The 20,693-nt window shown below is 56.3% G+C and carries 21 protein-coding genes and 1 tRNA gene; 6 read left to right on the top strand and 16 right to left on the bottom strand.

Going from position 1 to position 20,693, the window contains the following annotated elements:
* The first annotated feature begins 182 nt into the window (after positions 1–182).
* A complete protein-coding gene (locus PK28_RS06835; RefSeq protein ID WP_044512726.1) occupies positions 183–917 on the top strand; it encodes a LytR/AlgR family response regulator transcription factor in 735 nt (244 codons plus the stop codon).
* Here the strand turns inward: PK28_RS06835 and PK28_RS06830 are convergent.
* The 14 genes from PK28_RS06830 to PK28_RS06760 form a co-directional block, all read right to left on the bottom strand.
* A complete protein-coding gene (locus PK28_RS06830) occupies positions 898–1,578 on the bottom strand; it encodes a sensor histidine kinase (RefSeq protein ID WP_231576247.1) in 681 nt (226 codons plus the stop codon). The genes PK28_RS06835 and PK28_RS06830 overlap by 20 nt on opposite strands.
* Positions 1,563–2,978 carry a tetratricopeptide repeat protein gene (locus PK28_RS06825; RefSeq protein ID WP_044512722.1) on the bottom strand — a complete coding sequence of 472 codons (1,416 nt, stop codon included), beginning with the start codon at positions 2,976–2,978 and terminating at the stop codon, positions 1,563–1,565. Before PK28_RS06825 ends, PK28_RS06830 begins: the two co-directional genes overlap by 16 nt.
* A gap of 110 nt (positions 2,979–3,088) precedes the next feature.
* Entirely contained in the window at positions 3,089–3,826 is a 738-nt protein-coding gene (locus PK28_RS06820; protein WP_044512720.1) for a fatty acid desaturase, read from the bottom strand.
* A 30-nt stretch (positions 3,827–3,856) separates the two neighbouring features.
* On the bottom strand, positions 3,857–4,705 hold the full coding sequence (locus PK28_RS06815; RefSeq protein WP_044512718.1) for a 4-hydroxy-3-methylbut-2-enyl diphosphate reductase: 849 nt from the start codon (positions 4,703–4,705) through the stop codon (positions 3,857–3,859).
* 173 nt (positions 4,706–4,878) lie between these two features.
* On the bottom strand, positions 4,879–5,352 hold the full coding sequence (locus PK28_RS06810) for a hypothetical protein (RefSeq protein WP_156126281.1): 474 nt from the start codon (positions 5,350–5,352) through the stop codon (positions 4,879–4,881).
* Between the two features lie 72 nt (positions 5,353–5,424).
* Positions 5,425–6,267 carry a phytoene/squalene synthase family protein gene (locus PK28_RS06805; protein WP_044512713.1) on the bottom strand — a complete coding sequence of 281 codons (843 nt, stop codon included), beginning with the start codon at positions 6,265–6,267 and terminating at the stop codon, positions 5,425–5,427.
* 112 nt (positions 6,268–6,379) lie between these two features.
* The gene (gene crtID, locus PK28_RS06800) at positions 6,380–7,849 is read right to left on the bottom strand and encodes a bifunctional phytoene desaturase/3,4-desaturase (protein WP_044512710.1); all 1,470 of its coding nucleotides are present in this window, start codon (positions 7,847–7,849) and stop codon (positions 6,380–6,382) included.
* 300 nt (positions 7,850–8,149) lie between these two features.
* Complete coding sequence (locus PK28_RS06790; protein WP_044512694.1) at positions 8,150–8,665, bottom strand: sigma-70 family RNA polymerase sigma factor; 516 nt, start codon at positions 8,663–8,665, stop codon at positions 8,150–8,152.
* 252 nt (positions 8,666–8,917) lie between these two features.
* The gene (locus PK28_RS06785) at positions 8,918–9,829 is read right to left on the bottom strand and encodes a MerR family transcriptional regulator (RefSeq protein ID WP_044512691.1); all 912 of its coding nucleotides are present in this window, start codon (positions 9,827–9,829) and stop codon (positions 8,918–8,920) included.
* Positions 9,829–10,329, bottom strand: a complete 501-nt coding sequence (locus PK28_RS06780; RefSeq protein ID WP_044512689.1) for a sterol desaturase family protein — start codon at positions 10,327–10,329, stop codon at positions 9,829–9,831. The genes PK28_RS06785 and PK28_RS06780 overlap by 1 nt, the downstream gene beginning before the upstream one ends.
* Before the next feature lie 149 nt (positions 10,330–10,478).
* Positions 10,479–11,288 carry an enoyl-CoA hydratase/isomerase family protein gene (locus tag PK28_RS06775; RefSeq protein WP_044512687.1) on the bottom strand — a complete coding sequence of 270 codons (810 nt, stop codon included), beginning with the start codon at positions 11,286–11,288 and terminating at the stop codon, positions 10,479–10,481.
* 154 nt (positions 11,289–11,442) lie between these two features.
* The gene (locus PK28_RS06770) at positions 11,443–13,671 is read right to left on the bottom strand and encodes a ComEC/Rec2 family competence protein (RefSeq protein WP_082016998.1); all 2,229 of its coding nucleotides are present in this window, start codon (positions 13,669–13,671) and stop codon (positions 11,443–11,445) included.
* A gap of 152 nt (positions 13,672–13,823) precedes the next feature.
* On the bottom strand, positions 13,824–14,264 hold the full coding sequence (locus PK28_RS06765; RefSeq protein WP_044512683.1) for a GNAT family N-acetyltransferase: 441 nt from the start codon (positions 14,262–14,264) through the stop codon (positions 13,824–13,826).
* Positions 14,265–14,285: 21 nt separating this feature from the next.
* The gene (locus tag PK28_RS06760) at positions 14,286–15,365 is read right to left on the bottom strand and encodes a PhoH family protein (protein WP_044512681.1); all 1,080 of its coding nucleotides are present in this window, start codon (positions 15,363–15,365) and stop codon (positions 14,286–14,288) included.
* Positions 15,366–15,494: 129 nt separating this feature from the next.
* Here PK28_RS06760 and PK28_RS06755 point away from each other — a divergent pair, with 129 nt between their 5' ends.
* The 5 genes from PK28_RS06755 (at position 15,495) to PK28_RS06735 (ending at position 18,039) form a co-directional block, all read left to right on the top strand.
* Positions 15,495–16,268 (top strand): SAM hydrolase/SAM-dependent halogenase family protein, encoded by a 774-nt coding sequence (locus tag PK28_RS06755; RefSeq protein WP_044512679.1) that lies wholly within the window; start codon positions 15,495–15,497, stop codon positions 16,266–16,268.
* A 127-nt stretch (positions 16,269–16,395) separates the two neighbouring features.
* Positions 16,396–16,713, top strand: a complete 318-nt coding sequence (locus PK28_RS06750; protein ID WP_044512676.1) for a putative quinol monooxygenase — start codon at positions 16,396–16,398, stop codon at positions 16,711–16,713.
* A 41-nt stretch (positions 16,714–16,754) separates the two neighbouring features.
* Complete coding sequence (hscB, locus tag PK28_RS06745) at positions 16,755–17,291, top strand: Fe-S protein assembly co-chaperone HscB (protein WP_044512672.1); 537 nt, start codon at positions 16,755–16,757, stop codon at positions 17,289–17,291.
* Between the two features lie 24 nt (positions 17,292–17,315).
* Positions 17,316–17,397, top strand: a tRNA-Leu gene (locus PK28_RS06740).
* 237 nt (positions 17,398–17,634) lie between these two features.
* Positions 17,635–18,039, top strand: a complete 405-nt coding sequence (locus tag PK28_RS06735; protein WP_044512669.1) for a hypothetical protein — start codon at positions 17,635–17,637, stop codon at positions 18,037–18,039.
* 76 nt (positions 18,040–18,115) lie between these two features.
* Here PK28_RS06735 and aspA read toward each other — a convergent pair whose 3' ends face one another.
* Positions 18,116–19,522: an aspartate ammonia-lyase gene (aspA, locus tag PK28_RS06730; protein WP_044512667.1), complete on the bottom strand. Its 1,407-nt coding sequence runs from the start codon at positions 19,520–19,522 to the stop codon at positions 18,116–18,118.
* Positions 19,523–19,723: 201 nt separating this feature from the next.
* Positions 19,724–20,641 (bottom strand): DUF6929 family protein, encoded by a 918-nt coding sequence (locus PK28_RS06725; RefSeq protein WP_044512664.1) that lies wholly within the window; start codon positions 20,639–20,641, stop codon positions 19,724–19,726.
* Positions 20,642–20,693: the final 52 nt, after the last annotated feature.

The following is a 20,693-nucleotide window of genomic DNA, read 5'->3' as shown; positions in this document are numbered from 1 at the left end:
GATTACCATGGCGTATAGTAGAGCAAACGACCAAATAAGTATACCAGTACCTTGTGGAAAGGCATCAATATCCTGGATATTCATTTTTTCAGAGGCATGTATTTTTTAAATAATATTCAGTATTAATTGATTTATTTCCTTTATATTCCCCCCAATACAACTAGCTAATAGCTATCCGGAGTATGAAAATATCATGCTTGCTTCTTGATGATGATCCGCTGGTGCTGGACTTGCTGCAGGCTTACGTATCCATGACGGAGGTGCTGGAGGTGAAAGCCGCCTTCACCGACCCCCTGGAGGCGCATACTTATCTGCTCAGTCATGAGGTGCAGGTACTTTTCTCTGATGTAACCATGCCCCACCTGAGCGGGCTGGACCTGGTACGCTCCCTCCGCCAGCCCCCGCTGGTAGTCCTGATGACGGCCTACCCGCAATACGCCATGGAGGGCTTTAATCTGGATGTCATCGATTTTCTGCTGAAGCCTATTTCCCTGGAGCGCTTCCTCAAGGCCGTCAATAAAGTAGCCAGCATTCTGCGCACCAGCTTTACCGATACCGAGGGCAACGACATGCACTCCGGCAACGGTTCCTTCTTTATCCGGACCGATGCTCAGTTTGTGCGCCTGCACTACCGTGACGTTTTATTTATTGAGGCGCTAAAAGACTTCACCAAAATTAATACGGCCGATGGCCGCACGCACCTCACCCTGGTTAACCTAAAAAACCTGGAAGAGCAGCTGCCCGCCGGCTTGTTTGTGCGCACGCACCGCTCCTATCTCGTGAATGCTGCCAAAATTGAATCGGTGAGCAATCTGGAAGTGCGGGTGGGCGGCCATTCGCTACCGCTGGGGCAAACGTACCGGGAGCGGGTAACGGAGCGCATTGTAAACCGCACCCTTATCCGGCGGCAACACTAGCATCTTCGGCCTCATCCTGCACAGAAGTTATGGGTAGGTGGGCTTCTTTGGCCACCGCGGGCAGGGTAAACCGAAATACGGAGCCCGTTTTCAGCTCACTGGTAAAGGAGAGCTTGCCACCGTTCATCTCTACAAAATCCTTGCACAGGCGCAGGCCCAGCCCCGTGCCCCGCTCCCGGTCGGTGCCCAACGTAGAGCGCACCCCAATACCGAGTACCTTGTCCCAGTCGGCTTTAGGAATACCTACGCCCGTATCGGCCACGGCTATTTCCCAGAAAGCCCCCTCCCGCCGGTTAGCAATAGAAATACAGCCGCCGGACGGCGTAAACTTGATGGCATTGCCAATCAGGTTGCGCAGAATCAGCCGGGTCATGTCCACATCGGCCCGCACAAAGCAGCGCGTGGTTAAATGGTTCTGAAACATAAGCTCTTTGCGCTCCGCATCATTCAGAAGCAGCGTGAGGCACTCTTCTACCAAATCATCCAGCGCAAACACTTTAGGCTTCATGCCCTCATTGCGAATCTGCGCCATAGACCAGTTCAGCAAATTATCCAGCAGGTGCAAGGTAGCATCCAACGCCCGCGACACCCGCACGGAGTGCTCCGCCAGCCGTTGTGGGGAGGAGCTTCCCAGGTTCAACAGCGTCAGGAGAGAATACAGGGAGCTAAGCGGGGAGCGGAGGTCGTGCGAGATGACGGAGAAAAGCGTGTCTTTGGTGCGGTTGAGGCGGTCCAGCTCTTCCTTCTGCCGATGAATGGCCTGGTTTTTTCGGGTGAGCAGGCGGTTGATACTGGCCTGCCGCCGCCGGGCCCGGTACAGCCCGCCCACCAATAGCAGCAAGAGCAAGGCCCCACCCCCAAGACGTTGCGCCAACCTGTTTGGCGGCGCAAATTGGCTTCCTGCAATAGCCGCTCTTTCTGCAGCAGCTCTATTTCCTGTTCCTTTTTCTTGGTTTCGTAGCGGGTGCGCAGCTCGGCTATCTGGATGGCGCGCGTCTCAGCCGCCACGCTGTCTTCCAGATCTACATGACGAGTTAGGGCATCCAGCGCAGCGCCCGTTTGCCCCTGCTTCCGATAAATCATCGACAGGGAATAGTATAAGTCGCTCAGGCGGCTTTTGCTGCCCCCACGCCGCTCCAGGGCTAAGGCCTGCTGCAGATTATACTCCGCCGCCGGCAGATTACCGGTAGAGTCGTGCATGGCGGCAATGTTCTCATAGAGCGAAGCCTGCAACACGGGCGGGGCATGGTGGCGAGGCAACCGATTCAGGGCCTGGGTATAGATGCCCCGGGCCAACCCATAGCTCCCAAAACTGGCGTATACGCCGCCCATACTCTGCAGCACATAGCCAACGGCAATACTATCGTGCAGATCCTGTGAGCGTTGCACGCTCTGGCGCAAATAAAACAGGGCCCGGCTATACTGCTGCTGGGCCAGATACATGCGCCCAATGGCATGCATTGCCACGGCTATCCGACTGGCTTCCTTCAGCTTATGCCAGATTTTAAGGGCATTTTGATAGCTCCCCAGCGCCCGCTCCCAGCTGTGCTGGCTGGCATATAAATCACCCAGGTGCTCCTGTACTGCGGCCTGACTGCGTAAATCGTTCAGGTGGGTAAAACCTTGTAAGGCTTGTTGGTAGCGTTGGTGCGCCAGGCCACTGTCGCCGAGGGCTATATTTACGCTCCCCAGCAGATGATATGTCTGCGCTACGCCCTGGCTGTCGGCGTTGGCCCGAAACTCCTGCAGGGCCTGCCGGCCATGTAGCAAAGCGTCATTATACCGGCGCAGCGCCAGTAAAGCCGTAGCCATACGAACATGCGCCCGCGTGCGGGCTGGCAGCGTGGTGAGGGTTTTGAGCTGCCGCTCGGCTACGCGCAACGCTTCTTTCTGGTTTGGTGATGAAAGCATGCCCGGGTTCAGGCTAAGCTGGCCGGGCTGCTGGTATTCCTGTACTGCTGCCTTCTGGGCGGCCATACCCGGCCGGGCGCTCAGCACCACCCCTACCAGCAGGCAGAGCACACCAATACCACGACGACGCAACAGGGCAATAGGGAGCATAGGGCGGATAGAAACAGCGTTCCGGCAGTTGACACGCTCCTTCTGCTTCCTAAAATAGGAATTTTTTTATAGTATAAAATTATTTTTTTATTACGGTAAGGTTGGTCAAATCAGCTATTTGCTTCTTTTGCCTGCCATAAACGCCACCATGGCAGATAGGGCTGGTCGTGGTGCTCATAATGATATCCAAAAAAATAGCAGCTTATAAAGGCCCACAGGTGCTGGCGAAGCTGGCTCCGCGACTTATGCGGGTTGGAGGTGGCATGCTCGCCGCGGTGCGGCAGATAAGTGCCAAAGTAAAACAGCTGCACCGTGGCCAAGATAGCCGGCACCATCCAGAAGGCTATAACATTGGCCATCGGGAAAAACAGCTTCAGCACGTTATAGGCGGCGGCCATCAGCAATACCTGCCCTACGGTAACGTAGTTCCAGGCAAAGCGCCCAAACCACCAGAGGAAGCCAGAGTGGCGCCCGTCGTGAAAATCGGGGTCGTTGGGGGTGGCTACGTGGCGGTGATGGGCATGGTGCTTAGGCAGCATGCCGGGAAACCAGTTAAAGGCAAAAAGCCCGGCCGTGAGCAGGCCAATGGCATTGTTCAGGCGCTTGTTGGGGCTTACCACGCCGTGCATGGCATCGTGCGCGGTAATGAACAGGCCGGTATAGAGGTGCGTTTGTACTAAAAGAAGCAGGTAGGGGGCCGGGGTTTGCCAGTTGGGGCGGTAAAAAGCCAGCAGATAAGCGAGCAGCGCCACCCAGCATGTAAGTATCAGCAGGGCCACGGCCACCCCCTTATAACCCAGCGGCGCGGGCTTTAGGCGAGGAGCAGAAACGGCGGCTGGCAGAGGCATATGCGAAAAAAACGGGCAGGCAACTTCAACTTACAGCGCCAGCAGAGCGTCGCGCACTTGCTCCATTAGCCACATAGGCGTGCTGGTGGCCCCGCAAATGCCTACCGACTGGCCGGGCTGAAACCACTCCGGCCGCAGCTCGGCTACATTGGAAATAAAGTGCGTAGCCGGGTTGGTTTCCTTGCAGACGTGATACAGCACCTTGCCATTGGAGCTTTTCGTGCCCGAGACAAAGATTATCTGATCAAACTGCGCCGCAAACTTACGCAGGTCTTTGTCGCGGTTGCTTACCTGGCGGCAAATGGTGTCGTTGGCGTTTACCTGATAGCCGCGCTGCTCCAGCTCGTTCTTGATGCGGTAGAAGGAGTCGGTGCTTTTGGTGGTTTGGCTGTAGAGCGTAATGTTGGCCGGCAGCTCATGCCGCAGCAGCTCTTCCAGGTTTTCAAACACCACAGCCTCACCACTGGTCTGGCCCAATAGGCCGCGCACCTCAGCGTGTCCGTGCTTGCCGTAGATGAAAATAGGCTCCTTCCGGTCATAGCTGGTTTTGATGCGGTTTTGCAGCTTTAGCACCACCGGGCAGGAGGCATCTACCAGCGTGAGGTTGTTTTCCATGGCCATCTGGTAGGTGCTGGGCGGCTCGCCGTGGGCCCGAATGAGCACGGCTTCGTCGCGCAGAGCAGCCAGCTGCTCATAATCAATGATGCGCAGGCCGCGCAGCTTCAGGCGCTCTACCTCCTCGTCGTTGTGCACAATGTCACCCAGACAATACAGGTAGCCCTGTTCTTCCAGCAGATCTTCCGCCATCTGAATGGCATAGATCACGCCGAAGCAAAAACCAGAATTGGGGTCGATACGGACGCTCAGGTGGTACGGCATAGCTATCAGCGTAACCAACTCTACGGTTAGAAGGTTATGACCGGATTGCACTTAAGATACAGAATTTTGGCAGCTTCAGCGCAAACACCGGCAGCCTCGCTTCCAAAACAAAAGCAGCCCGGCGGTGGGCTGCTTTTGTTTGAGGCGGAAAAAGGGGGTTTAACGGCTGCAGCTTACAGGCGCGCCAGCTTAGCGGCATCGGCCTCCGAAACGTGCCCCCGGTCCAGCAAAAAGCTGCGTACCAGGGCAAAAGAATCGGCATCGAGGCCGGAAGCGGGGTGTTTCAGCAGCGTGGAAACCAGAAACTGCCGGTCTTCTTCCACGTGCTGACTCAGGCCCAGAAAGGTGGGCAGGTTGCTTTCCACGCTTAGGCGCAGAAAGCGAATTTCAGCATTATCTGTATCCAGTTTCACGGCTTTTTCAAACTGCTGACTGGCATTCTGCACGTAAGTGAGCTTGTTAAACATCGAAGCGTCGCGGGCCCGGATGGCCTCGGCGGCGGCTTTATACGCCAGCACCACGGCATCCTGCTGCTTGTAGGCAGCCATCAGCTGATGAAACTTCTCGCCGGCCTCTTTGCTGGCGGCGGCCTGCTGGTACTGGCGGCGCAGGGAAACTACGGAATACGGGTTGGCTTCAGTGGACACGAAGGTGGCGAGGGTCAGAAGGAGAGTAAGAAATAGGCAGGCGAGCCGGTTCATGCAGACAAACGTTCATGGCTAGATGGCCCGAAGGCGGTAGCGAAAGTACGAACCCAGCAGCAAAAGCAGCTTCGTGTTATCGGGCACCCGCACCCGCTGGCCCAGAATGCCGGCCGCCGGCAGCTGCCGGATGCGGTGAAAAAGCTTCAGGTAGTACACATACGCCAGGTACACGCCCAGGCGCGCGGCGCGCGGCAGCTGCACAATGCCCGCGTAGCCGGCATCAAAATCGGCCCGGATATCGGCCTCAATTTCGCGCTTCACCTCGTCGGTAAACCGCTCATACTGCACCCCGGGAAAGTACACGCGGCCCCGCTCCTCATAATCAGAGCGGATATCCCGCAGGAAGTTTATTTTTTGAAAGGCCGAGCCCAGCCGCCGGGCCGGCTCCCGCAGCCGGTCGAACATGGCCCGGTCTCCCTCGCAGAAAATGCGCAGGCACATGAGTCCCACTACTTCCGCCGAGCCATAGATGTACTGCTCATACAAGGACTGGTTGTAGTTGCGGTCATCCAGGTCCATTTCCATACTGAACAGAAAGGCATCAATAAACTCTCTGTCGATGCCGTACTGATGCACCACGTCCTGAAAGGCGTGCAACACCGGGTTCAGGCTCAGGCCCAGGTCCAGGGCCTCGTAGGTCTGGCGCTTGAAATCCGCAAACAGGGCCGCCTTGTCGTAGCTATGGAAGGTGTCCACAATTTCATCGGCCCAGCGCACAAAGCCATACACGGAGTACACCGGCAAGTGAAACCGCTTGTCCAGCGTGCGAATTCCCAGCGTGAAAGAAGTGCTGTAGCAATTGGTAATGAGCTTGCTGCAGGCCCGGCTGGTTTCAGTAAAAAGGGCAACGTGGTCCATTCTTTTTGAATTAATAATGAAGAATCAGTAATGAAGAATGGGCCCATACAGCGTTGCTTGTTGCCATGGGTTTCTCCTGCTTTACCAATTCTTAATTCTTAATTATTAATTACTAATTCTCCTTCTCCACTTCTTTGGCCACTACCTGCCCGGAAATGAGCGAGGGCGGCACCCCAGGGCCCGGCACCGTGAGCTGGCCCGTAAAATACAGGTTGCTCACTTTGCTGCTTTTCAACGAAGGCTTGAGAATGGCCGTTTGGCGCAGGGTATTGGCCAGGCCGTAGGCGTTGCCTTTGTAGCTGTGGTAGTCCTGCTCGAAATCCTGGTGGGCATAGCTGCGCTTATACACCACGGCATCCCGAATGCTGGTGCCGCAATGGCGCTCCAGCCGCTCCATAATAAGGTGGTAGTAATGCTCGCGGGTTTCTTCCGGGTCGGCTAAGTTAGGAGCCACCGGAATCAGTAAAAACAGGTTCTCGCAGCCCTCGGGGGCCACGGAAGGGTCGGTTTGGGATGGAGCCGATACGTAGAACAACGGCTTGCTGGGCCACTGGGGCTGTTCGTAGATTTCCTGGGCGTGCAGGCTGAAATCCTCGTCGAAAAACAGATTATGGTGCCGCAGCTTGGGTAGCCGCTTATTTACGCCCAGATAAAACAACAGGGAAGAAGGCGCCATGGTGCGCTTGTCCCAATAAGCTTCATCGTAGTGGCGCCACTGCGGAGCCAGCAGGTGCTGCTCGGCGTGGTGGTAGTCGGCGCCGGCCACTATTACATCGGCGGGGCGGAAGCCGGCGGCGGTTTGCACGCCGGTGGCGCGGCCGTTTTCCACTACAATTTGCTGCACCGGCGCATTATATTCCAGCGTAACGCCCTGCTCCCGGGCCAGCTGCACCATGCCTTCCACTATTTTGTGCATGCCGCCCATGGGGTACCAAGTGCCCAGGGCCAGGTCGGCGTAATTCATCAGGGAATAGAGGGCCGGCGTATTCTGAGAAGTAGCTCCCAGGAAAAGAATGGGAAATTCCACCAGCTCCAGCAGGCGTGGGTCCTTAAAAAACTTGCGCACGTGCTTGTGCATGCTTTGCAGCAAATCCAGGCGCACGGCATCTATCAGCAGGCGTGGGTCGGCAAACTCCAGCAGGGAGCGGCCCGGCATGTGCACAAATTTGCTGATGCCGACCTCATATTTATAAGCGGCCTGGCGCAGAAACTCATCCAGGCGGGCGGCGCTGCCGGGCTCGTAGCGCTCAAACAAGGCCCGCAGCACACTCATCCGGGCCGGAATATCTACGGCTTCCGGGCCTTTAAAAATTACCTGGTAGGAAGGATCCAGCCGGCGCAGGTCATAATAATCGGATACTTTCCGGCCAAAGCGGGCAAAGTACTGCTCAAATACGTCGGGCATCCAGTACCAGCTCGGACCCATATCAAAGGTGAACCCCTCAGCCCGGAATACCCGCGCCCTCCCACCCGGGCCCTCATTCTTTTCCAGAATTTGCACGCGGTAGCCGCGCTGGGCCAGCGAGGTAGCCGCCGACAGGCCCGCAAAGCCGGCCCCAATTACAATGACTTCTTTTGCCACAGATTACACAGATTTACCTGCAGATTACGCAGATTTTAAGCAACCCTCCTGGGAGAGCGGCGCCTGGCGCCCGGGCCGGTAGTGGTTGGCTCCTGCCCTGCCCGCCGCAGAAGGCATACCAGCAAACCGGGCAGTTGTTTAGCATGCAGCGAAAAAAGGCCGCTACCGGCTCCTATAAGGCCTTTAAAAAGGAAAAATGGGCCCTACGGGCAAAAAACCGGGCCGCGAGCGACACAGCTTGTGGCTGACGTCACCCGCGGCCCGTCTACGCCCGGGGCGGTTGTACTCTCTCCCTATTCCCTACACGCCGGGGGCGTATACCTTCAATACGTCTTTTAGCTCTTTTCGGGCAATGTGAATCCGATTTTTTACGGTCCCGATTGGAATTTGCAGTTTCTCAGCTATTTCCAGGTATTTATACCCGATGTAGTACATCATAAACGGTGTCCGGTAGTCGGCCGATAGGCCGGCAATGGCTTCGTTTATGTCCGTTACCACAAAGTCGCTGGTGGCGCCGTTGTGGGTAATGTAGTTTTCATCGGTATTGAAGTACTGGAAGTAGTCCGTACTATCAATATTGCTGTTGCGCTTCGTTATCTTATTGTAGTTGTTGATAAACGTGTTGCGCATGATGGTGTACAACCATGCCTTCAGGTTGGTGCCCGCTTTGAACTTGTCCTTGTTCAGCAGCGCCTTCAGCAGAGTTTCCTGCACCAAATCCTTGGCATCGTCAGCATCGCGGGTCAGGTTCATCGCCACGGGCTTCAAAGAGTAGGAAATCTTTTGTACTTGGTCGGTAAATTCCAGAGATGTCATCTTGTTTAGCTTTTCGTGGCAAAAAGTTAAACAAATATACGGGAAGAATTGAAAGATGTACCATTGTGCAAAAGAAAATTTTTCACAACCGACTTTTTTCTTTCTACTGACCCTATGAACGTACGAAGCGCCTGATAATCAGGATCTATTCGGGCAGTACATAATTCTGCCTATCCCCTTCCGAATGGCCGGGAGGCAGCTTAGAGAGCAATAAGGAGGAAAAAGCCGGGCCCGGGCCCCGGCTGGGTGGCTTTAGGAAGCCACCAGTTCCTGCGGGCAGGTGCACAAACGGCCGGCCAGCGCCAGAAAGTCTGTTATCAGGCGCATCCGGACGGTGTTGGGTGGCAGGCGCAGGCTTTCCTGCTGGGCCAGCGGACCATAGAGATACAGCATTACCTCGGGACACAGCGTATGAATCTGCTCTATGTAATCCTGCACCTGGTCGCGCTCCGGCAGGGCCGTCATTACGGTGCACAGTGCGTGCGGATTATAGGTTTCGCACACGGACCTTAAGTCTTTTACCGGCAGGTTCTGGCCCAGGTAGAGCACATGCTGCCCCCGAAAGCGCAGGGCATAGTTCATAAACAGCAGCGCCAGCTCGTGCATTTCTCCTTCCGGCAAAAACAGCACCCAGCGCCGGGCCTGGGCCGGCTGCACCGGAGGCAGGCTGTCAATGGCCACCATCATTTTCTGCCGCAGCAGATTGGTAACCAAGTGTTCCTGGGCCGGATTTACGGAACCTGCCTGCCAGAGCACCCCTATGCGCTGCAAAAATGGATAGGCCACCTGCAGAATGGCTTCTTCAAAGCCCAGTTCCTTAATAGCGCTGTCCAGCAGGAAGCAAAGGCGGCGCTCATCCATTTCCAGCATGGCCGCCAGCAGGGAGTTTACTTGCTGGCAGTAGTCGTGGGCATCATCGTGGCTGGAAATAACGGCCTGGTTGAGCTCATCGGGGTTTAGCTGAGCCACCCGCGAAATGCGGTGGCCCCGGGCGCACATAGTGGCCACGTTCAGCAGGCGGCGCAGGTCATCGTCGCAATACGTACGGATGTTGGTAGCCGTACGCACGGGCTGCAGAATGCCATAGCGCTGCTCCCACATCCGAATGGTGTGCGCCTTAATGCCGGAAAGCTGTTCCAGGTCGCTGATTGAAAACTGTCCCACTAGCGTATTCTTTCTTTATGAGCAGCACGCGCTGGCGCCTGGGTAGCCCGGCGCCAAGCCATAGCATAGTACTTAGGCGATACCCACAACATTCCAAACTCCTCGGAGCCATGCCGGCCAGTAGCTTTATGATGCATTTTATGGGCCATATTTAAAGCTCGCAAATAGGTATTGCGCGACTTCCGCCAGAAGCGCATCCGCCCGTGAATCAGCACATCGTGCACAAAGAAATACACCGTGCCATAGGCGGCAATGCCCGTGCCCACCCAAAAGCGCCAGTCTTTGGCCGGCGAGCCATAGATGATAAACAGCATGGAGAGCAACCCATAAAACAGGAAAAAGAAGTCGTTGCGTTCAAAGCGGTGCGGGTGCCGCACATGGTGGGAACGATGCAAAAACCACAACGGCCCGTGCAGCACATATTTGTGCATGCCCCAGGCCACGAATTCCATTCCCAGAAAAGTAGCTGTGGTAACGGCTACGGCTGCCAGCGTTGTCATGTGCTGCTAACCAGCAGAAAAGCGAAAAGTTGAGAAAACAGGCCTTGCCTACTGCGGAAAGTTTGGGCTAAGTCCGGCAAGATAAACAATATACGGCCTGACTTTGCGGCGGAAAGCAACAAAGTCAGGCCGGTTTATAGGGTTTGGATTTAATCCCAGGAAATTTTCTCCTTGTTGAGGAAGGCGGCAATACCGCGGCGGCAGTCCTGCGAGCCCCGGGCTTCGGCATTCATTTGCGCCGCATACAGCAGGCTATCCTCCAAGGGCATTTCCGGGATGCGAGCCAGCATTTCCTTGGTCAGCTCCATGCTCTGCCCGGAATTTTCGGTGCACAGGCGGCGAGCAAACCGGAGCACGTTATCGGCCAGCTCTTCCCGGCTCACCACAAAGTTGACGAGACCAAACTCGGCGGCTTTATCGGCCGTAATGATGTCGCCGGTGAGCAGCAGCTGCTTGGTGCGGGCCTCCCCTATTTTACGCAGCAGAAATACGCTTACAATGGCCGGCAGGAAGCCAATTTTTACCTCGGTGTAGCCAAATTTGGCTTCGGGCACCGTGAAAGCGAAGTCGCAGATGGTAGCCAAGCCGCAGCCGCCGGCCAGGGCGTGGCCCTGTACCTGCCCAATTACTACTTTGTTCAGGGTATAGATCTGGTGAAAGAGCTGCATCAGGTGGGTACTGTCGGCCAGGTTATCAGTGTAGCCAAAGCCTTGCAGCTCCTGAATATAGGCCAGGTCGGCGCCGGCGCAGAATACCTCCCCGGCCGCCCGCAGCACAATTACTTTGCAGGTCTCATCATCTTCCGCCGCCGCAAAGGCCAGCTTTAGTTCCGTCACCATGTCGGCGCTCAGCGCATTGCGTTTGTCGGGCCGGTTCAGGGTGATATAGCCGATAGCGTCGCGGCACTCATATTGAATGTAGCGCAGCGCTTCTAACTCTTGGGTAGGCAAGTTGTCCATGGTTATCGTTGCTGGCGGTGGTAAAAAGCCCAGCGGTAAAGCAGCTTTAGCTGCCGAACGGCCGGAAAGAGCAGTATCTAAACCTAACAAAAACGGTGCTACAAAGAAAGTGTTCTTCCGTTATTGTTACGATGAACTACGGCTTTTGGACGACTTACCGGGGAGGCTGAACGATGAAAGCTCCACGGGAAGCCACATCATATACCTGAATACCAGCCGCTTGAAAAAGCGAATCCTGCCGCATAATGTACCAGGACTTACAGGAAGAATCGAACACCACGGGCGCCTGCCGCCCAAACATGGCCGCTACTTCCGCGGCCTGCACGCGGGCATTCCGGCGCAGCACTACTACATCTACGGGCACTGGCTGCCGGTAGCCATCCAGACGGCCCGCCACCAGAGCCACGCGCAACCCCTGCCACACCAGCACCTGCACACCCGGCCCGATGGCCTGCGCTGCCAGCGGCGCCTGCTGCCAGCCCTGATAGTACCGCACCCGGCGCGCTTCGCGCTGAATAATACCCGGCACAATGCGGTAGGTGCGTTCGGTTTCGGAGAGCGGCAGTGAGTCGGCGGTGACGATTTCCGCCGAAGCACCGCGCCAGAAACCACATACCGAGCGGCGCGGAATGCTGTACACCACAAACTGCTCATCGGGCGCCAGGCGGTGAGCCGCCCACACCCGGCTGCCGGCAAATATGCCCAGCAGGGCACAAGCTACCATCAGCCAGGACAATTTACGCACAGCCAAAAAGGCCAGCAGCGCCAGAATACAGGCAAAAATAAGCCAGGCCTGCGGGGCGGTTACGTGAATTCCAGTAAGGAGTGCGCCCGGCATGGCCCGGCCAATCCAGAAAATATATTCATTGAACAGCCAGATCATCTGCTCAAAAACCCAGGCCACCAGCCGCGGAAGCCAGTCGAGTACCGAGGCAGCAGCCGGCACCACTAGCCCGAGCAGTGCCACAATACCCTTCAGCAGCAACAGCAGCACACCCACATACACCGCCCCGGAAGAAATAGGTACCGCTACCAGATTGGAGAACAGGAAGGTGAGCGGAAACTGATGAAAATAAAACAACCCCAGCGGGAAAGTGGCCACTTGCGCGGCCAACGATAAGGCCGTGGCCTGCCAGATCCAGTCGGCGCTGTGGCCGGCGCCGCGCCACAGCTGCTGCAAAAAGCGCGGCTGCCAAGGGCGCAGCTGATCCAGGGCTTTCTCTCGAAAGTCGAGCCAGGCCGCAATGCGCGGCTGCAGGTACACAATGCTCAGTACGGCCAGGAAGGAGAGTTGAAAACCGACATCTACCAGCAGGAAAGGGTCGTAGCAAAGCAGTACGAAGGCGGCCACAGCCAGCGTGTTATACATATTGCTCTGCCGACCCGAGGTGCGGGCAATGATGATGAAAGTGAACATCACGGCCGCCCGCAGCACGGAGGCCGAGAGCCCCGTGAGAAACGCGTAGCTCCAGATAACCGCCAGCCCCACGCCCGCCGACCAGTACCGAAAACCCGGCGTAGCCCCAAAGAACCGCGTGAGCAGCCACGTGACCAAGGCAAACAATAACCCCACCTGCAGCCCCGAAACAGCCATAATATGCGTGGTGCCCGTATTGGCATACGCCTGCCGGGTTTCCTGATCCACCTCATCCTTAATGCCCAGCACCAGCGCCGACGACAGCGCATATTCACGCTTAGCGTGCACATACTGCCGAAACACGCCATCCAGCACCCGGGCCGCCCGCATACTCATGGCTTTTAGCACATTGGGCGGCGTGTGCGCCAACGTGCGGTACTGATCAGGATGAATGAATTGCTGATGATAAACCTGATGATACTCCAGGTATCGGCGGTAGTCGAATTCGCCGGGGTTGAGCGGGGGCTTACTGGGTGCAGGCGCCCCACGCACCAGCCAGACGTCGCCGTACTGCGGGGTTACTACGCCGGAGTCGCGCGGAATGGATACCCGGATGCCACCCACGGCCGCCTGCCATTTACCCTTTATCCGCACCGCCGAAACCCGCACGGTGGTAGCATAAGTGGCCGGGCGCACCACGGTATAGTCGTCTACTATGGCGCGGTAAAACTCAATTTTAGCTCCGAACCGGTAGAGGTGATTTGCCCGGCGGCTTTGGGTGGCTTCCTGCGTTAGGGTAGCGCCGGCCACATACACTACCAGTATCGCCAGCACACCGGCCGCATCGGTAGCGCCCCGGCCCGGTTGGCGGGCGGCCCACCATTGCAAAGCGCCAAATAGCAGAACCAGGCTCAGCCATGGGGCCAGCAGCGGCGGCAGCCAAGTGCCCAGATAGAGGTAGGTGATAATGCCGGCAGCCAGCGCCAGCGTTAATCGCACAAAGGCATAAGGTGCCCGCGTTATCATGGATAATAGGATAGAATCGAAGAAATAGGATAAGACGAAGCTATAGTACGTAAATACAGGCAGTTGGACAAAACCTCACTAGCAAGGCCATAAAAAGCCCTGCTGATGAATGCATCAGCAGGGCTTTTTAAAACCAGAATGAACGGATCCGCTTACATGCCAGGCCGCTGCCACTCCATTTTATAGTGTTCAATGTCGCACTCCGTGAACTTCTCCCCTACTTTCTGAAAGCCATGCCGCTCATAGAACGGCACGGCCCGCAGTTGGGCATTCAGGTACACGGTAGCATCAGGGTGCTGCTGTTGCACATCTTCCAGTACCCGCTGCAGAATGGCGCTTCCGGCGGCGCGGTTGCGGAAGGCATTCAGCACCGCGAAACGCTCCAGCTTTACGCCGTTCTCGGTGGTGCGCCAGCGGGCGGCGCCACAGGGCGTACCCTCCTCAGATACCACCAGGTAATGGCGGGCGTCCTGCTCGTCATGCGCGTCATGCTCATCGGTGCGCGGCACGCCCTGCTCTTCCACAAACACCTTCTCGCGAATGGCAAAGGCGGTGGCCCGGTCTTCCGGCGTGGTAATCGGGTAAGCTTTCATGCGGCGTAAACAGACAAGGAATTACAGCTGCTCATGATTTACGGGCAGCTCAGCGGTATCATCATCGGGGCGACGGGCATCCGGATGATTCTCGGGGGTTTCGGGGCGGCGGTATTCGCGGCGCGGGCGCTGGGCCTGGTCGTGCTGCTGCTTTACATCGAAACGGTCGTAGGCCATCACAATTTCCTTTACCAGGCGGTGGCGCACCACATCCTCGGCCGTCATCTCCACAAACCCAATTCCGCTGACATCCTTCAGAATATCCATCGCCTGAATCAGCCCCGATTTCTGCTTGGTGGGCAGGTCAATCTGGGTCCGGTCGCCGTTCACCATCACCTTTGCCGAAGGGCCCATGCGCGTGAGAAACATCTTCAGCTGCGAAGGCGTGGTATTCTGGGCTTCGTCCAGCAGCACAAACGCATTGTTGAGCGTACGGCCGCGCATGTAAGCCAGCGGGGCTATTTCAATGATTTTGTTTTCCTGGTAGAACTTCAGCTTTTCGGCCGGAATCATGTCTTCCAGGGCATCATAAATCGGGCGCAGATAGGGGTCCACCTTCTCCTTCATGTCACCGGGCAGAAAGCCGAGGCTCTCGCCGGCTTCCACTACGGGCCGGGAAATGATGATTTTCTTGACTTCTTTGTTTTTCAGCGCACGCACGGCCAAAGCCACCGAAACGTAAGTTTTGCCGGTACCGGCCGGGCCCAGCGTGAATACCAGGTCGTGCTTCATTACAGCATCTACCAACCGCTTTTGGTTGGCCGTTTTGGCTTTAATGATGCCGCCTTTGGCCCCAAATACAATAACATCAGGGGCAGCGGCCAGGCTGCGCTCCTCCTGCTCCTCATCGGCGGCGTTCAGGTACTGATTAACGGTTTTGTCCGTGATTTGCCCGTACTGATGATAATGCTCGATGAGCGAGGACAGGATTTCGTTGATGCGGGCGATGATGGGCACCTGGCCCTGGATTTTAATTTCGTTGCCTCGGGAAATGATCTTGCTGCCGGGAAAAGCCGCGGCCAGCTGTCGGATGTTCTGGTTATCAGGTCCCAGGAAATCGACGAGGGAGACGTTTTCGAGCGTGATGATTTTCTCGACCAAACTTAAGGGATTTTGAACGGCGTTAAGAAAAGAAGAACCCGAAAAGACAGCACTTGTTCGAGGCAAATAGCCTACTTTTGCCGCCCTTAGGTGGGTAAACAATAGTACGAAGAACTCAGCATTTTCGGCATGGGCCTGATTACGTTTCTGTCTGATTTCGGCTACCGCGACCATTATGTGGCCGCCGTAAAGGCGCGGATTCTGCAGCTGGCTCCCATGCAACCGGTGCTGGACATCACCCACGCCATTGAACCCTTTAACATCGCGCACGCCGTGTACGTTCTCGGCGCCGTGTTTTCTGATTTTCCGGCCGGCACGGTGCACCTGGTGGGGATAAACGATTGGGGCGCAAACGGCGGTAGCTGGCGTGCTGCCCTCTACCAGGGCCACTTTTTTGTTACGGCTGATAATGGCCTGCTGCCTTTGCTTACCGATGGGCAGGCTGATGAAGTAGTGGCGCTTTCGGCCCTGGAGCCCACCGCCTCCCCCACCCGCGACGTGCTGGCTTCGGCGGCCGTGTTCCTGGCGCAGGGCCACTCCATATATGAGTTAGGCCCGCCCGCCCCGCCCCAGTACCAGCTCCTCAACCGGCAGCTGCGCTTGCAGGATCACCGCATTACGGGCCATGTGGTGCACGTGGACCACTATGGCAACCTGATTACCAATATCTCCCGCACCGCGGTGGAGGCCGTGGGCCACGGCCGACCCTTTACCATCCACTTTGCCCGCGAGGTAGCCCGCGAGGTTCTCCCCCACTTCCAGGCCACGGCGCCCGGCGAAGCAGGCTGCATTTACAACAGCAAGGGGTATCTGTGCATTGGCATCAATCAAGGCCACGCCTCCGAGTTGCTCGGCCTCCACTACGATTCGCAGGTAGACATTCGTTTTCCGGCCACTTCGTAAGCGAGTAAAACCATTCCTACAGCCAGGGGACGGCCTTTTCCCAAAAGAATCAGATTCATTTATTTGTTATGTTAAGTAGCTTGTGACAGCCTGTCATACGTTGCTTAGCTATTGCTTACTCTGCCTTATGTTGATTCGAATTGTGCGTATGAGCTTCCGACCGGAGGCGGTTGGTGCGTTTCAGACTATTTTTCAGGAATCGGAGCAGGCTATTCGTAGCCAGCCCGGCTGCTTGTATCTGGAATTATGGCAGGATGCCGATACGCCTACTATTTTCTGCACGCACAGCCATTGGGAGTCGGCGGCGGATTTAAATGCTTATCGCCAGTCTGAGCTATTTGGGCAGGTATGGCCTGCCACGAAGCGGCTTTTCTCCGCTCCTCCCCTGGCTTTTTCCGTACACCATGTTCAGGGCGACTCTGCTGCCACGCCAACTTCTCACTAGCTCGCGCAGTTGAGTAAGTTCTCCTTTTGTCTCCCTTCGCCATGCAACCAGACTATTTCGAGTTTTATCATCTTCCCGAAACGTTCCGCCCGGATGAGGCGGCTCTCAAGCGCGCCTACTATGCACTGAGCCGGGAGCATCACCCCGATTTTCACGCTACCGCCTCGGCTGAGCATCAGCAGCAAATGCTGCACATGGCCACGCTGAACACCGACGCCTACCGCACCCTCTCCAACCCCGACCTGCGCATGGCCTACATCCTGAGCCGCCACGGGCTGCTGGAAGAAGGCAAACAGGAACTCCCCGCCGAATTTCTGATGGAGGTAATGGACCTCAACGAGCAGTTGATGGAGCTGGAATTTGATGCGGACGCTACCACGGTGCGCCGGGTGGAAGATGAGGTAAATGTCCTCTTTGACACGCTGGAAGCCGGAATTGAGCCCGTACTAGCTGGCTATGAGATGCTTCCGGGCGATACTAAGCCGCAAGCGCTGGAGCAAATCCGCACGTATTATCTTAAAAGGCGGTATTTGTTGCGCATTCGTGAAAGTCTGGCTAAGTTTGCTGCCCGATCCTAAACAACTGTCCGAGTTGTTCCTCTTGCCCAGATGGCGGAATCGGTAGACGCGTCGGTCTCAAACACCGATATCGAAAGATGTGCCGGTTCGACCCCGGCTCTGGGTACTCTGTTCTACTGCCAAAAGGCCCTAAATACTGCTTCGCTGTACGCTAAAGCGGTTTTTAGGGCCTTTTTGCGTCCGGGGCTTTTCGTATTTACGCTAAACAGCGGTACGGCTACTTTCTATTCATGATGATAATTGCATCAGAAGCATTGATGCCCGTAACAAAGAACCCTACCGGCTCCACACCGTTACGGTAAAGATTACTAGGACTTCACATCACGGCCAAACACCTGCTACCATGGAAAAAAAAGAGGTTCAAAACCAGGTTCACCTGGATGCCGCTACAGCTTTGCTGACTGGCGATTTACAGGAAGAAGCTTCCCGGGCGGGGCTTGATAACACATTTCAGCGCTGGATTCAGGACCTGAAAGACGCTGACAATCCGGAACTGCACCAGTTAGTGGTGGATATGCAAGAGCTGAAAGCTCATTTTGGCTCCGGCACCTTAGATAAGGACGTAATCAGTCGTTTGCTGCAGCGCCTTGGTGAAAACACCTTGAAAGCCGCCATTTTCTCGGAAGGCAATACCAGGCCGCGCGTGGAGCAACTCGGCGAAGCGCTGCTGGCAGCGGCTAAGCAGGTACAAAGCCCCGGTACTTCTTCCGAAGAAGATTTGCAGAATGCGAATCGGGAAGCTCGCTAAGGCCTCAAAACCTGATAAAGTAAAAAGCCCGGCGCTAAAGGAGTAGCGCCGGGCTTTTTGTTGCTGTGGAGGCCGGTTATTGAATAAAACCGGGTCGAATCAGGTTCTCAAACGTGAATATTTCGTCCCACTTAGCCTGAGTCAGCAGATGGCGCTCGGTTACGGCAATCTGGTAGACGGACTTACCCATCAATAAGGCTTCCTTGGCAATTTCGGCGGAGGTTTCGTAGCCCAGTACCGGGTTTAGCTGGGTTACAATACCGATGCTGTTGTGCACTAGGCTTTCTGCGTGCTGCTTGTTAGCCGTTATGCCTACCACACACTTTTCGCGCAGGGTATGACAGGCGTTGGTCAGGTAGGATATGGAAGTGAATAGCGCAAAAGAGATAACCGGCTCCATAACGTTCAGCTGCAGCTGTCCGGCTTCGGCGGCCATGGTTACGGTCAGGTCGGCGCCAATGACGTAGAAGGCCGTTTGATTCACAACTTCGGGCACTACCGGGTTTACTTTGCCGGGCATAATGCTGGAGCCAGGCTGCAGGGGCGGTAGGTTAATTTCATACAACCCCGCCCGCGGACCGGAGGAAAGCAGGCGCAAATCATTACATATCTTGGAGAGTTTCACGGCGGTGCGCTTCAACACGCCCGATAGCTGCACGTAGGCACCGGTATCGTAGGTGGCTTCGAATAAGTCGCCGGCCAGGCTCAGGTCCAGCCCCGTGATGGTGCGCAAATGCTGGGTTACCAGCTCGGCGTAGCCCTGGGGCGCATTTACGCCGGTACCAATGGCAGTGGCCCCCATATTAATTTCGCTGATGAGGCGGCGGCTATCCTCAATGCGCAAGAGCTCTTCCCGTAGGTTGGTGGCGAAGGCATGAAATTCGTCGCCCATGCTCATGGGTACGGCATCTTGTAGCTGCGTGCGGCCCATCTTCAGCACATTCCGGAATTCCTCGCCTTTAGCGTGAAAGGCATCGGCCAGTTCGCCCAGGGCCTTGCTGTAGCCCACCAGCTTGTTGCTCAGCGCAATGCGAAAGGCCGTGGGGTAGGCATCGTTGGTAGACTGGGAAAAGTTGACGTGGTTGTTGGGATGGCAGAACTCATACTCGCCCTTTTGCCGGCCCATTATTTCCAGGGCCACGTTGGCAATAACCTCGTTGGCATTCATATTCACGGAGGTGCCGGCCCCGCCCTGAATCATATCCGTAAGAAACTGGTCATCAAACTCTCCCGCGGCTACCCGGTCACAGGCTTTTATAATGGCTTCGGCAATAGGAGCCTCCAGCACGCCCAGGTCCCGGTTAGCCATAGCAGCCCCCTTCTTTACATAGGCCAGCGCCTGCACAAATAAGGGCTCTACTTTTAGCGGAATGCCCGTAATGTAGAAATTCTCAATGGCGCGCAGCGTCTGAATGCCATAGTATACATCGGTGGGAATGGCCCGTTCGCCCAGGAAGTCGTGCTCAAGTCGGGAGGTCTGCATTCTGTATGGTTGAGGTTTGGAAGTTCTTGTACGGTAATAGGCCGTTGAAGGGAAAGAGTACCAGCATTACTTCAAAATGTATCGTTTTCACGGCGCCCTTATCAGTATTTCAATAACCGCTGATTATAAGTACATAAGTACCCTGCAAGTAGCTGGGCAGGCGCGGATAAAAGAATGATGAAAGCAATGAAGAAAGACCTTTTACAACACAAGCGCCACCGCTACGGCCGTAGAGCCGCCGGCATCATCATCCGTTACCAGCAGCAGCTCGTAGTGCCCGGAGCCGGTGCGGCGGCGCACCGCCACGCTTTCTACTTTACCCCGGTAGGGCTTGCCGTTGGGGAACTCCAACTGTGCCAGTGCTACTGGCAAGGGCCGCTCACTTCCCTCGGTAAGCTGGAGTACGCCCACAAACGAGCCTAGCACAGCGCCGTCCAGCACAGCATCCTGCGTGTCTTCCACGGAAGCGGTGATAAAGAGCGTATCGGCAAACCAGGAGGCGCCCGAGAAACCGGCCGGCTTGCCAGCAATAGCAGGCAGCTCCGCGAACTGCCGATGAACGGGCGGCAGTTGAGGCGTACGGTGGTGCAGGTAATCCAGGGCGGCAACCAGCGGGAGCCGGAAAACCAGGTTGCCGGAAGCCGCGCCCACCGTGCGCTGAAATAACAGCAATTCCGTAGCCGTGGCCGCAGCGGCTTCCAGATTTAAGACAATGCCCGCCGGCAAAAGAGCGCGCAGCGCCGCGTAAAGCCCGCCCAGTGCCAGCGGATACACACTGGCAACGGCCCCGGTAGTACCAGGCAGCGGCACCCAGAAGCCCTGCTCGCGGGCAGTGGTGGCGCCGGAGCCCAGCACCAGCAGGCCACTTTCTCCCGTGGGCGTGGTTAGGGCCGTAAGGCATTCCAGATCCAGCTTGATGTCTTTAGGAATACGGCCGGTGCTGAAATGGGCGGTTTCAAATAAAGGCACTCGCTCCCCGGCTGCCAATGACGAAGCCGACAGCTGGTACAGAAACGGAGAATCGTCGCCGATGACGTAGGCAACCTCCCCAATTATCTCAATGCCGGATGCCGAGGGCAGGTCTGGCAGTGGTGTTTCCTGTAGAATAGTGGCCCGCATGGTTGGTATTTGAGGCACATACATGTTTTACCGATGGGGCTGCCACCCTACC

It is taken from the genome of Hymenobacter sp. DG25B (assembly GCF_000801315.1).
Classification (GTDB): Bacteria; Bacteroidota; Bacteroidia; order Cytophagales; family Hymenobacteraceae; genus Hymenobacter.
Note: the sequence above shows the minus strand (reverse complement) of the source record. Positions and strands in the feature narration are given on the sequence as shown.